10 protein-coding genes and 2 pseudogenes are annotated in these 12192 nt (G+C 73.9%); 4 read left to right on the plus strand and 8 right to left on the minus strand.

What is annotated here, in order from left to right; translation table 11 throughout:
- Positions 1–165: 165 nt before the first annotated feature.
- Positions 166–1638, minus strand: coding sequence for an aldehyde dehydrogenase family protein (locus tag ABD832_RS39680; protein ID WP_344907252.1), 1473 nt, complete (start codon positions 1636–1638; stop codon positions 166–168).
- 74 nt (positions 1639–1712) lie between these two features.
- Here ABD832_RS39680 and ABD832_RS39685 point away from each other — a divergent pair, with 74 nt between their 5' ends.
- From ABD832_RS39685 to ABD832_RS39695, 3 genes are all read left to right on the plus strand, one after another.
- The gene (locus tag ABD832_RS39685; RefSeq protein ID WP_344907255.1) at positions 1713–2795 is read left to right on the plus strand and encodes an NAD(P)-dependent alcohol dehydrogenase; all 1083 of its coding nucleotides are present in this window, start codon (positions 1713–1715) and stop codon (positions 2793–2795) included.
- Positions 2796–2950: 155 nt separating this feature from the next.
- Positions 2951–5155 (plus strand): cytochrome P450/oxidoreductase, encoded by a 2205-nt coding sequence (locus ABD832_RS39690; RefSeq protein WP_344907258.1) that lies wholly within the window; start codon positions 2951–2953, stop codon positions 5153–5155.
- Positions 5156–5207: 52 nt separating this feature from the next.
- The gene (locus ABD832_RS39695; protein WP_344907261.1) at positions 5208–5714 is read left to right on the plus strand and encodes a hypothetical protein; all 507 of its coding nucleotides are present in this window, start codon (positions 5208–5210) and stop codon (positions 5712–5714) included.
- 106 nt (positions 5715–5820) lie between these two features.
- Here the strand turns inward: ABD832_RS39695 and ABD832_RS39700 are convergent, their stop codons facing one another.
- From ABD832_RS39700 to selA, 6 genes and pseudogenes are all read right to left on the minus strand, one after another.
- The gene (locus ABD832_RS39700; protein ID WP_344907264.1) at positions 5821–6090 is read right to left on the minus strand and encodes a hypothetical protein; all 270 of its coding nucleotides are present in this window, start codon (positions 6088–6090) and stop codon (positions 5821–5823) included.
- Between the two features lie 119 nt (positions 6091–6209).
- Positions 6210–7433 (minus strand): formaldehyde dehydrogenase, glutathione-independent, encoded by a 1224-nt coding sequence (fdhA, locus tag ABD832_RS39705; RefSeq protein WP_344907267.1) that lies wholly within the window; start codon positions 7431–7433, stop codon positions 6210–6212.
- A gap of 190 nt (positions 7434–7623) precedes the next feature.
- Positions 7624–8367 (minus strand): SelB domain-containing protein, encoded by a 744-nt coding sequence (locus ABD832_RS42555; protein WP_486389085.1) that lies wholly within the window; start codon positions 8365–8367, stop codon positions 7624–7626.
- Between the two features lie 36 nt (positions 8368–8403).
- Positions 8404–8637 (minus strand): annotated as a pseudogene (locus ABD832_RS42560) (hypothetical protein); the annotation flags it as partial.
- A 406-nt stretch (positions 8638–9043) separates the two neighbouring features.
- Positions 9044–9472: pseudogene (locus tag ABD832_RS42565) on the minus strand (GTP-binding protein); the annotation flags it as partial.
- Positions 9472–10761, minus strand: a complete 1290-nt coding sequence (gene selA, locus ABD832_RS39720; RefSeq protein WP_344907273.1) for an L-seryl-tRNA(Sec) selenium transferase — start codon at positions 10759–10761, stop codon at positions 9472–9474. The gene selA and the pseudogene ABD832_RS42565, both read right to left, overlap by 1 nt.
- A gap of 227 nt (positions 10762–10988) precedes the next feature.
- Here selA and ABD832_RS39725 point away from each other — a divergent pair, with 227 nt between their 5' ends.
- Positions 10989–11816 (plus strand): NAD(P)H-binding protein, encoded by an 828-nt coding sequence (locus ABD832_RS39725; protein ID WP_344907275.1) that lies wholly within the window; start codon positions 10989–10991, stop codon positions 11814–11816.
- Between the two features lie 131 nt (positions 11817–11947).
- On the opposite strand, the gene ABD832_RS39730 is transcribed toward ABD832_RS39725, so the two are convergent.
- The gene (locus ABD832_RS39730) at positions 11948–12127 is read right to left on the minus strand and encodes a glycosyl hydrolase 2 galactose-binding domain-containing protein (RefSeq protein WP_344907277.1); all 180 of its coding nucleotides are present in this window, start codon (positions 12125–12127) and stop codon (positions 11948–11950) included.
- Positions 12128–12192: the final 65 nt, after the last annotated feature.

Here is a 12192-nt window from a genome sequence, read left to right on the forward strand (position 1 = left end):
TCCGCCACGCGAGCGCCCGCCCCCGAGGGGCACTCACCGCGGGGACGTCCGGCCGGGAGAAACGCCTCACGACGGGAGCGCCCGTCCCGGAAGGGCACCGCACGACGGGAGCGCCCGGCCGGGGAGGACGCCTCGTCATGCGAGCGCCCGCCCCGGAGGGGCACCTCACCGCGGGGGCGTCCGGTCGAGCAGGCGGACGGCGACCGCCTTCTCCTGGGTGTACTCCCGCATCGCCGCGTACCCGCCGCCCCGGCTGAACCCGCTGTCCCGCTGCATGTTGAAGGGGAAGCCGATGACCCCGGCGTCGGCGAACTGGTTGACCGACACCTGGCCGGAGCGCACCTCCTGGGCCAGGCGCAGCGCCCGGGAGACGTCGCCGGTCCAGATGCAGGCCAGCAGCCCGAAGTCGGTGTCGTTCATCATCTCCAGCGCCTGCCGGTCGCCGGAGAACTCCTGGACCGCCAGCACCGGCCCGAAGACCTCCTGCCGGGACAGCCGGGAGCGCGGGTCCACGCCGTCGAAGAGCGAGGGCTCGACGAACCAGCCGCCCCCCTCCCCCTCGGCGGCCGGGCCGCCCCCGGTGACCAGGCGGGCCCCCTCGGCCGGGGCGCTCTCCAGAAAACCGAGCACCCGGCGGTACTGCGCCTCGTTGACCAGGGGCCCCATGTCGAGATCGGCGTCCCAGGGACCGATCCGGACGGCCTTCATCAGCTCGGCCACCCGTTCCACGACCTCGCCGGCGACGGAGGACTCCACCAGCAGCCTGGAGCCCGCGTAGCAGTTCTGCCCGGCGTTCTCGGTGATGGAGCCCACGATCGCCGGGATCGCGACGTCGAGGTCGGCGTCGGCGAACAGCACGTTGGGCGACTTGCCGCCCAGCTCCAGCTTGACCGGGACGAGGTTCTCGGCCGCGGCCCGCATGATCGCGCGGCCGGTGGTCGTGGAGCCGACGAAGCTGATGTGGTCCACGCCGGGGTGGGAGGTGAGCGCGGCGCCGGTGTCGGCGCCGATCCCGGCGAGCACGTTGAGCACGCCGGGAGGGAACCCGGCCCTGCGGGCCAGCTCGGCGAGGGCGAACGGCGCCAGCGGGGCCACCTCCGACGGCTTGAGCACCACCGTGTTGCCCGCGGCCAGGGCCGGCGCCACGTTGGCCGCGGTGAGCACCGCCGGAACGTTCCAGGGGATGATGACCGCGCAGACGCCGTACGGCTCCTGCAGGGTGTATCCGAGGTAGTCGGGGGTCCGGGTGGGCAGCGTGACACCGGTGAGCTTGTCGGCGGCGCCGGCGAAGTACTCCACGATGCCCTGCGCGATGAAGACGTTCGTCCGGCCGCCCGACAGGGGCTTGCCGACGTCCCGGGCCTCCAGCCGGGCCAGCTCCTCCACGTGCTCGCCGATCAGCTCCGACCAGCGGCGCAGCAGCCTGCCGCGCTCGGAGGCCGAGGTCGCCGCCCAGCCGGGGAAGGCCCGCCGGGCCGCCGCGACGGCGTCGTCGACGTCGCCGGAGCCGGCGCGGGCCACCGTCTGGATGGTCCGGCCGGTGGCGGGGTCGACGACGGGCAGTTCCCCGGAGTCCCGGGCCGCCGTCCACTCGCCGTCGATCAGCTGCTGGGCGGGAGGGATGAAGAGTTCGGCCATGGTTGGAATCCTTGACCCCTTCCGTTCTGCATGTCAAGATGCCATCTCATTTTATGAAAACAGTTGGGGGATCCGTGCGCATCACCGCCGCCGTTCTGGAGACCGCCGGGGGGCCCTTCGTCCTCCGGGACGTCGATCTTGAAGAGCCCCGGGCCGACGAGGTGCTGGTCCGCGTGGTCGCCACCGGCATCTGCGGCACCGACCTGGAGTTCGCCGGCTTCTTCCCCACCCCGGCCGTGCTGGGCCACGAGGGCGCCGGGATCGTCGAGCGGGTCGGCTCACGGGTCACGTCGGTCTCCCCCGGCGACCACGTGGCGATGAGCTTCACCTCCTGCGGGGCCTGCCCGGCCTGCCTGACCGGCTCCCCGGCCTACTGCCGCGACTTCGACGCCCTCAACTTCGGCGGCCACCGGGCCGACGGCTCCTCGGCCCTGTCCCTGGACGGCACCCCGGTCAACGGCCACTTCCTGGGACAGTCCTCCTTCGCCACCCACGTCGTGGCGCCCGAGCGGGCCGTCGTGCCGGTGGACGCGAGCCTGGACCTGACCCGTATCGGCCCGTTCGGCTGCGGCGTCCAGACCGGCGCGGGCGGGGTGTTCAACGTGCTGCGCCCCGGGCCCGGATCCTCCATCGCCGTCTTCGGGGCCGGCGCGGTGGGCGTGGCGGCGATCATCGCGGCGTCCCTGAGCGGCTGCTCGGTCGTGGCGGCGGTCGACGTCAACCCGGCCAAGCTGGAGGCGGCCCGTTCCTACGGCGCCACGCACACGATCGACTCCTCCGCGGGCGACCCGGCCACGGCACTGCGCGAGATCGCACCCGACGGGTTCGGGTTCACCGTCGACACCACCGGCCGCCAGGAGGTGCTGCGCACCGCGGTGGAGGCGCTGGCCCCGCTCGGCAGGTGCGGCGTGATCGGCGTGGGCCCCAGCCAGGACATCAGCCTCGACTGGCGCAGCGTCCTCAACGGCCGCACGGTCACCGGCATCATCGCCGGCTCCAGCCTGCCCCAGGTCTTCCTGCCCCGGCTGCTGGACCTGTACGCCGCGGGCCGCTTCCCGGTCGACCGGATGATGACCCCCTACCCCTTCGAGCGGATCGGCGACGCGATCGACGATCTGCGCGCCGGCAGGACCGCCAAGGCCGTCCTGACCTTCTGACCTCCCCTTCCTCCCTCGCGGGGGCGTGATGCCGCCGCGACATGCGAGACATTGTCTCGTGATCCGCACCGGGTTAGACTTCCGGGACTCAGACACCCAGTGGCGCGGCTGGGCAACACCGCGCATCGTTCGTATGGATATGGGGCCTGTGCGCCATGACCCAGCAGACTGAGTTCGACCACCACTCCGCGGCCTGCACCGCCGATCCGGTCGACTACTACCGGTCCTTCCGCGAGCAGTGCCCGGTCGGCAGGACCGAGGCCCACGGCGGATTCGTCTACACCACCCGCTACGCCGACGTGGCCAGGATCGCCCGCGACGACGACACCTTCTCCTCCTCCCGGGCCTCCTCGGGCGTCGACCGGGTCGCGATCGTCATTCCCAGCGGCCCCGGCCTGGAGCAGTACCCGATCGAGCTGGACCCTCCGGAGTCCACCGGGTACCGCGACCTGATCAACCCGCTGCTCACCCCGGACGCCGTCGAGTCGCTCCGGCCGATGATCGCCCGTCACGCGACGCGCGTCGTCGACGCGTTCATCGAGCACGGCTCGGCCGATTTCGTCCGCGACCTGACCAACCCGCTGCCCGCGGCGGTCACCCTGGACTGGCTGGGCTTCCCCGAACAGGACTGGGCCCGGCTGGCCGGCCCGATCCACGACATCTTCGCCGCGCCCGCCGACAGCGACCGGGCCCGCCGGGGCGCCGAGGGCCTGGCCTACATGGAACGGCGGATCCGCGAGATCATCCGGGAGCGCCGGGCCGAGCCCACCTCGGACGCGACCAGCGTCCTGGCCGCGCAGACCGGCCCCGACGGCCTCCCGTACGGCGAGGACGAGCTGGTCTCGGTGATCGGGCTGCTCATCGCGGGCGGCGTGGACACCACCACCTCGCTGACCGGCTCGGTGCTGGTGCACCTGAGCCGCCACCCCGACCAGCTGCGGCGCCTGATCGACTCGCCCGACCTGCTCGACTCGGCGACCGAGGAGTTCCTGCGGGCGTTCGCCCCCTCGCAGTCCATGGCGCGCACGGCGCGCGCCGACACCGAGATCGGCGGCTGCCCGGTACGGGCCGGTGAGCGCGTGCTGATCCCGTGGGTGGCCGCCAACCACGACCCGGCCGTCTTCCCCGACCCGGCCGAGGTGCGCCTGGACCGGGACGCCGCCCGGCACCTGAGCTTCGGCATCGGCACGCACCGCTGCGCCGGGGCGCACCTGGCGCGCGCCATGTTCCGCGAGATGATCACCCAGGTGCTGACCCGGCTGCCCGGCTTCCGGGTCCTGGAGGAGGGGCTCGTCGCCTATCCCACCCGGGGCAACCAGTCCGGCTGGGACGCCATCCCCGCCGTCTTCCCGCCGGGGCCCCGGCTCGGCCCCGGCACACGGTCCGCGTCCTTCGGGCAGGCCCTCTCCTTCGAGGTCGTCGTCGCCGGGGCCGAACCGGTCGCCGACGGCGTGCTGGCGCTGACCCTGACCAGGGCCGGCGGCGGGGACCTGCCCGCCTGGGAGCCCGGCGCGCACCTGGAGTTCCGGCTGCCCTCGGGACGCGTCCGGCAGTACTCCCTGTGCGGGGACCCGGCCGAACGGGACCGCTACCGGGTGGCGGTGCTGCGCGAGCAGAACGGCCGGGGCGGTTCCGCCGAGATGCACGAGATCGCCCGCGAGGGCGTCGTCGTCGGCGTGCGGGGACCGCGCAACCACTTCCCGCTGGTGCCCGCAGAGGACTACCTGTTCGTCGCCGGGGGCATCGGCGTCACGCCGATCCTGGCCATGGCGCGGGCCGTCGCCCGGCGGGGCGGAACGTTCCGCGTCCTGTACGGCGGGCGCTCCCGCGCCACCATGGCCTTCCGCGACGAGCTGGCCGGGTACGCGGGCGGGAACGCCGAGCTGGTCCCCCAGGACGAGTTCGGCCTGCCCGACCTGGACGCCCTCCTGGCCTCGGCGGGCCCGTCCACCGCGATCTACTGCTGCGGCCCGGCCGGGATGATCGAGGCGGTCGAGCGGGCCTGCGAGCGGCTGAGCGTCTCGGACCGGCTGCACGTGGAGCGCTTCGGCGCCGGGGACGACCTGGAGACGGTCTTCGACCCGGCGGCCGGCACCGCCTTCGACGTGCACCTGGCCAGGACCGGCAGGACCGTACGGGTCCGGCCGGACCAGCGGCTCATCGAGGCGGTCCGCGAGGCCGTCCCGGGCCTGTCGTACGACTGCGAGAAGGGGTACTGCGGGGCGTGCGAGACGCGGGTGCTCGCGGGCACCCCCGAGCACCGCGACTCGCTGCTCACCGCCGAGGAGCGGGAGGCCGGGCGGACGATGATGATCTGCGTCGGCCGCTCCCGCTCACCGCGTCTGGTCCTGGACCTGTGAGAGGCCGGTCCGCGTCCTGTACGGCCGCCGGGAGGCGCCATACGATGCGGCCATGCCGAATCTTGGACCGACCGAGTTACTGATCATTCTTCTGCTCGTAGTGATCCCCCTTGTGCTGGTGGTGACGGCCGTCAGGAGGTCCTCCCGCAGGTCCTCCGCGGCGTCCTACGGGGCACCGGGGGCACCGGGGGCACCGGTGAAGGCGGCACCGGCGCCGGGGGATCTGCGTGAGCTCGTCACCCGGCTGATCCGCCAGGGGAAGAAGATCGAGGCGATCAGGGAGCTGCGCCGGCACACCTCCCTCGGCCTGGCCGAGGCCAAGGCGGTCGCCGACGCGGTCGACGCGGGGCACGACATGTGGGGTCACCCCCTGATGGCCCGGTTCCGGCCGGCGAACCCCATGATCACGCCCGTCGCCGGCGCGAACGGGGCCGGTGACCTGGCGAGCCGGGTGCGCGCGCTCAAGGCCGCCGGACGCGCCGAGCAGGCGGTCCACCTGGTACGCGGCGAGACCGGCATGGGCGAGCGCGAGGCCGTGCTGTTCGTCGAGGCGCTCTGAGGCCGGGCCTCCGCGAGACGAGCGAGGCCGTCGTCCGGAGACGAGCGAGGCCGTCGTCCGGCGTCCGTCATGGGGACGGAGGCGGACGACGGCCCCGGCGGGTCGTTCAGTCGTTCAGTGGCTCGACGTAGCGGCCGTCGAGGTGGAGCGTGCTCCGGACGGCGAGGCCGCTGTAGGAGTACTCGACCCCCACCAGCGCCACGTGCTCGCCCACCTTGAACTCCAGGGACTTCTTGCTCATCAGCAGGCGACTCTCCTCCACGACCTGGCCGTCGAGCTTCACCACGATCTTGCCGGTCATGGTGCTGTGCTCGACCTCGATGTCGCGTTCCTGCCCATCGACGTCCAGCCGCCAGACGTTGCTCGCCTCACTCATGCTCGCTCCCTGTTCTCGCCCGATTACGGCCATGACCGCAACCCGCTTTTGAACAGGCTCTTACCATTTTTGCGATACATATACCTTCAATCAGGCGAGGCGTCTCCGCGGCGGGCCGGTCAGGCGGCCGTGCCGAGCATCCCGTTCGGGTCGAGGACGAACTTGGACGCCACGCCCTGGTCGAAGTCCTCGTACCCCTTGGGCGCCCGCTCCAGCGGGATCGGCACGGCGTTGACCGCCTTGGCGATCTGCACCCGGTCGTGCAGGATCGCCTGCATCAGCCAGCGGTTGTAGCGCATGACCGGGGTCTGGCCGGTGGTGAAGGAGAGCGACTTGGCCCAGCCCAGGCCGAGCCGCAGGGAGAGCGACCCCTGCTTGGAGGCCTCGTCGTGGGCCCCGGGGTCACCGGTCACGTACAGGCCGGGGATGCCGAGCGCCCCGCCCGCGCGGGTGACCTGCATGAGCGAGTTGAGCACGGCGGCGGGCTGCTCCTGCCCGGAGTCGGCGCCGTGACCGCGCGCCTCGAAACCGACGGCGTCGACGGCGCAGTCGACCTCCGGCTCGCCGAGGATCTGCTCGATCTGGTCCTGGGGCTCCCCCCTGGACACGTCCACGGTCTCGCAGCCGAAGCTGCGGGCCTGCTCCAGGCGCTCCTTGTTCAGGTCGCCGACGATCACCGCGGCGGCCCCCAGCAGGAACGCCGAGACGGCCGCGGCCAGCCCGACCGGGCCGGCACCCGCGATGTAGACGGTCGATCCCGGCCTCACCCCGGCGGTGACACAGCCGTGGAAGCCGGTCGGGAAGATGTCGGTGAGCATGGTCAGGTCGAGGATCTTCTCCATCGCCTGGTCCCGGTCGGGGAACTTCAGCAGGTTCCAGTCGGCGTAGGGCACCAGGACGTACTGGGCCTGCCCGCCGACCCAGCCGCCCATGTCGACGTAGCCGTACGCCGAGCCGGGCCGGTCGGGGTTGACGTTCTCGCAGATCCCGGTCTTGCCCTCCTTGCAGTTGCGGCAGCGTCCGCAGGCGATGTTGAAGGGCACCGAGACGAGATCGCCCACCGAGACGAACTCCACCCCCGGGCCGACCTCGACGACCTCGCCGGTGATCTCGTGGCCGAGGATCAGCCCGTGCGGCGCGGTGGTCCGGCCCCGGACCATGTGCTGGTCGCTGCCGCAGATGTTCGTCGCGACCGTCTTGACGATCGCGCCGTGCGGGACCTTGCGTCCCACGTTGGCCGGGTTCACCCCTGGCCCGTCCTTGAGCTCGAACTCGGGGTAGTCGATGTTCTCCACCGTCACCTTGCCCGGCCCCTGGTACGAGACGGCCCTGTTGCTCGGCATGACGTCCTCCCTTTCCCTCGTGGTGCCCTTCCGCGCGCGGTCGCTGCCTGCGGGGGTGTGAGGGGGGTCGTGACGACCGGGTGTTCGAGCCGGAACGATCGGTTCTCCAGGCGTGACGCTCCACGCAGGTTCTTCCCGTTCTCTCCTTTTTCCACCCTATACCTGGGGTTCTCCTGAGACCGTCCGGCTCTCAGGAGGTCCGGCACCGCCTGAGCACGCCGTCGATCCGCTCGGTCAGCCCGCGCCGGTCGAGGTGTTCCAGGAGCGGCACCGCGACCCTGCGGCTGGTGCCGAGGGCCTGCCTGGCCTGGCTGACCGTGAACGGCTGCGGCAGCCGGGCGAGCACCCGGGCCGCCAGCGCGTCCGCGCCGGGCAGCAGCACGATCCCCTCGGCCACCCGCAGCAGCGCCCCCGCCCGTACGGCCGCCGCCACCTCGCGGGGGCCCAGCCCCAGCACGGCCAGGCGGTCCGCCTCCGGCGCCTGGAAGGGACGGGCGGCCAGGTCGGCGCCGAGCCGTTCGACGGCGCGGGCGACCGGCGCGGGCAGCCCGCTCCGCCCGGTCACGATCCTGCCCTCGGCCAGGGAGAGCGGCGGCCGGACCAGCGCCGCGACCAGCCTGCGTTCGGGCAGGCCGAGCTCGTGGCGGGCCGCCTCCACCGGCATCCCGGGCTCCAGCGGGTGCCCGGCCGCGTACCGCCGCACCACCTCGGGCAGCCGTTTCCCCAGCCCCGACCAGTACTCCGGGTCGGCGTGCCAGTCGGCGCAGACCGGCCCGGTGCGGGGGACGTGCCCCAAGGCGCGCAGCTCACCGGCGCGCAGCAGCAGGTGGGTACGGAGCAGCGAGGCCGCGTCCGGGGCGGCCCCGGCCAGTTCGGCCGCCCGTTCCCTGGCCGCTCCCCGGCGGCGCAGCTCGGGCGGGCGGGGGTCGAGCACGCGGGCCCCGGCCAGCACCCGTACCTCGCCGCGGCTGCGGCCGGGATCGCGCAGCAGCAGCACGTCGCCCGCGTGCAGGGGCAGCGGCCGGGCCAGCCGGAGCCGGGCGATCCGCCCGCCGAGCGGCCGTACGGTGCAGATTACCGAGGCGGAGCCGAGATGCGCGGTCAGCCGTCCCGGAAGGTCCGCGGCCCCCCCACTCCTCGCCGCCGCCCGCCGAGGTGTCCTCTCCCGGACGTTCCGGCGACCCCGTCGTCTCAGTCGTCTCAGTCGTCTCGGCGGGTACGGCGCGCCCGGCCGGGCTCAGCCGCACGTCGACCAGGTCGGTGCGGGTCCACGCGCCCGGGGTGACCAGGGCCGTGCCGCGCTCGGCGGGACCCTGGAGGCGCAGGTTGAGCGCGACCCTGGCCACGCCGTTCACCGAGGTCACCGGCTCCTTGAGGCACTCCAGCGCCCGGACGCGCGCGGGGGTGTCGTCGAGGAGCAGCTCGTCCCCCGCGGTGACGGTGCCCGCGGGCAGGGTGCCGGTCACCACCGTCCCGCTGCCGCGCACGGTGAACGCGCGGTCGATCCAGAGCCGTACCGGCGCGGCGGGGTCGGCCGGGGGCAGGGCCGCCACCAGCCGGTCCAGCGCCCGGCGCAGCTCGTCGAGGCCCTGCCCGGTACGGCCGCTCACGGCCAGCGTCTCCACCCCGGCCAGGCCGCCCGCGGCCAGCCGGTCCCGTGCCGTCCGGGCGGCGGGGGCGGGGTCGGCGAGGTCGGCGCGGGTCACCACGAGCAGGCCGTGCCGCACGCCCAGCGCCTCCAGCGCCACCAGGTGCTCCTCCGACTGCGGCATCCACCCGCCGTCCGCCGCGACCACGAACATGACCGCGGGGGCCGGACCGGCCCCGGCCAGCATGGTGGCCAGGAAGCGCTCGTGGCCGGGCACGTCGACGAAGGCCAGCCGCTCCCCCGAGGGCAGCGTCGTCCAGACATGGCCGAGCTCGATGGTCAGGCCCCGCCGCCGCTCCTCCTCCAGCCGGTCGGGTTCCATCCCGGTCAGCGCCCGTACCAGCGTGGACTTGCCGTGGTCGACGTGGCCGGCGGTGGCGACGACGTGCATCAGAGGTCCGCCCCCAGGACCGCCCGTACCACGTCGCCGTCGGTCCCGGCGGGCACGCCGCGCAGGTCCAGAAGGAGGCGGTGCCCCTCCACCCGGCCCACGACCGCTGGGTCCCCGGTCCGCAGCGGCCCGGCGAACCGCTCGGGCAGGCTGACCGCGGCGCTCGGCAGCGTCACCCCGGGCGCCCCGCCGCCGCCCACCGCGGCCTCGCTGGGCACGGCGCGAGCGTCGATCCCGGCCTCGGCCAGCCTGCCGGCGAGTACGGCGGCGCGCTCGCCCAGCACCGCGGGATCGGCGTGCAGCGCCTGGGCGACCGGGGGTTCGGGGCCGCGCAGGGTGGCCTCCAGCGCGGCCAGCGTCAGCTTGTCCACCCGCAGCGCGCGGGCGAGGGGGTGTCTCCTGCACGTCTCGACCAGGTCGCGGCGGCCCAGCAGCAGCCCGGCCTGCGGCCCGCCGAGCAGCTTGTCGCCGCTGGCCGTGACCAGTGCGGCCCCGGCCTCCAAGGCGCTCGCCGCGTCGGGTTCGGCGGGCAGCAGCGGCTCGCGCGCGAGCAGGCCGGAGCCGATGTCGGCGACCACGGGCACGCCGAGCCCGGACAGCTCGGCGATCCCGGCCGAGCCGGTGAAGCCCTCGATCCGGAAGTTCGACGGGTGCACCTTGAGGACGAATCCGGTCTCGGGGCCCACGGCCGCGCGGTAGTCGGCGTAGGAGGTGCGGTTGGTGGTGCCCACCTCGCGCAGCCTGGCCCCGGTGGAGACGAGCAGGTCGGGGATGCGGAACCCGTCGCCGATCTCCACCAGCTCGCCCCTGCTGATCACGATCTCCCGTCCGGCGGCGAGCGCGGTGGCCACCAGGACGAGCGCGGCGGCGTTGTTGTTGACCACGTGCGCGTCCCCGGCGGCGGGCACGGCCCGGGCGAGCGCGTCCAGCGCGCCCCGTCCCCGGCGGGCGCGGACACCGGTGGCCAGGTCGAACTCCACGTCGGTGTGACCGGCCGCGGCCAGGGCCGCCGTCCGCGCGGCCTCCGACAGGGGTGCGCGGCCGAGGTTGGTGTGCACCAGCACCCCGGTCATGTTGATCACCGTCCGCAGGCTCGCCGGATACGGCGGCAGTGCCGCCACGGCCGCGTCCGCCACCTCCCGCGGGTCGAGCCCGCCCTGCCGTACGCGCTGCTGGGCAGTCGTCACGGCCTCCTTGACGACGGCACGGCCGAGCCGCCCCACCGCCGCGACGAGCCGGGGGTCGGCGAGGACGGCGTCGGTGCGCGGTACGAGCCTTCGTGAGTCCACCCCTCGAAAATAGAGCGGGGACGGACCGGAATCGAAACCACCGGGCCGCGGGATCCGGCCCGGCCGGCCCCTCGGACACACCGCCGGGACCGGCGCTCCCGGGGAGGTCCGAGACCGGCCGGGCCGATCTTCAGGGTTTCGTTCGCTCGTGACCAGGTATCTCCTCGGCCTCATGGGTGTTCCCGATGTCGACCGGTGGCGACCGGTGTCGAAAGGTCAGGCGTGTGATGAACGATCCTTCGCGTGTTCTCGTTCTGGGCGGGACCGGCAAGACCGGCAGCCGGGTCGCCTCCGCGCTGCGCCGCCGCGGCGCCGACCCCGCCGTGGCCTCGCGCCGGGGCCCGGTCCGCTTCGACTGGGCCGACCGCTCGACGTGGGGACCGGCCCTGGAGGGCGTCGACGCCGTGTACGTGGTCGACTCCCAGGGGCCGGACGCGCCGGAGGAGGTCCGCGCGTTCGCGGGTCTCGCCGCCGGCGCCGGGGTACGGCGCCTGGTCCTGCTCTCCTCGCGCACCCTCGGGGAGATGGGCGGGGACCTCCTCGCCACCGAGCGGGCCGTCAAGGAGCCGGGGGTGCGGTGGACGATCCTGCGCCCGACCTGGTTCGCCCAGAACTTCACCGAGCTGGACTTCATCGCCTCCCCGCTGAACGACACGGGCGAGCTGCGGCTGCCCACCGGCGACGGCCGGGAGGCGTTCATCGACCTGGAGGACCTCGCCGAGGTGGCGGCGGTGGCGCTGACCGAGGACGGGCACGCGGGACGCACGTACGTCCTGTCCGGCCCGCGGTCCTTCAGCTTCGCCGAGGCGGTCGGCGAGATCGCCCGCGCGTCGGGCCGGGCGCTGCGCTTCGTCCCGGTCAGCGAGGACGCGTACCGCGCCGAGCTCGCCGCCGCGGGCTACCCGGACGCCGTGGCCGAGGAGATGATCGCCGTCCTGCGCCATGTCCGCCTGGAGCGCGGCTGGGAACCGACCGACGGGGTCCTGCGGGTGCTGGGCCGCCCGCCCCGCGACTTCGCCGAGTACGTCGCCCGGACCGATTTCGGCACCGGCTGACCGGCGGGCGTCGCCATGACGCCCGGTATCGGCGTAGGCCACTGTCGAAACCAGGCCGGCCGTCCCGGCCGCCGCCAGGGGCGCGGCCTGTGCCGGAAGGTCGTCGCGTACGTCCGGTCGGCGCGGCGCATCTACGCCGGTTCGGCTTCGTTCCGGTCCAGGTACGGGTCTGGGACGAGGCCTGCCGCCATGAGGTCGAGGTGCGAGCTGCCCGGCACCCGCGCCGGGATGTCGCGTCCGGCAAAGGCATCCGGGACGGCCTCTCCAGCCGCCCGCAGGTGCCACCCTTCGTACACCATCTTGCGGATCATTCGCCCTCTTCTCCCGGATACCGGCACAATGACCTCCGAGCTATTTCTTAGGTAATTTTCCGAAG

The organism is Streptosporangium longisporum, assembly GCF_039534895.1.
GTDB lineage: Bacteria > Actinomycetota > Actinomycetes > Streptosporangiales > Streptosporangiaceae > Streptosporangium > Streptosporangium longisporum.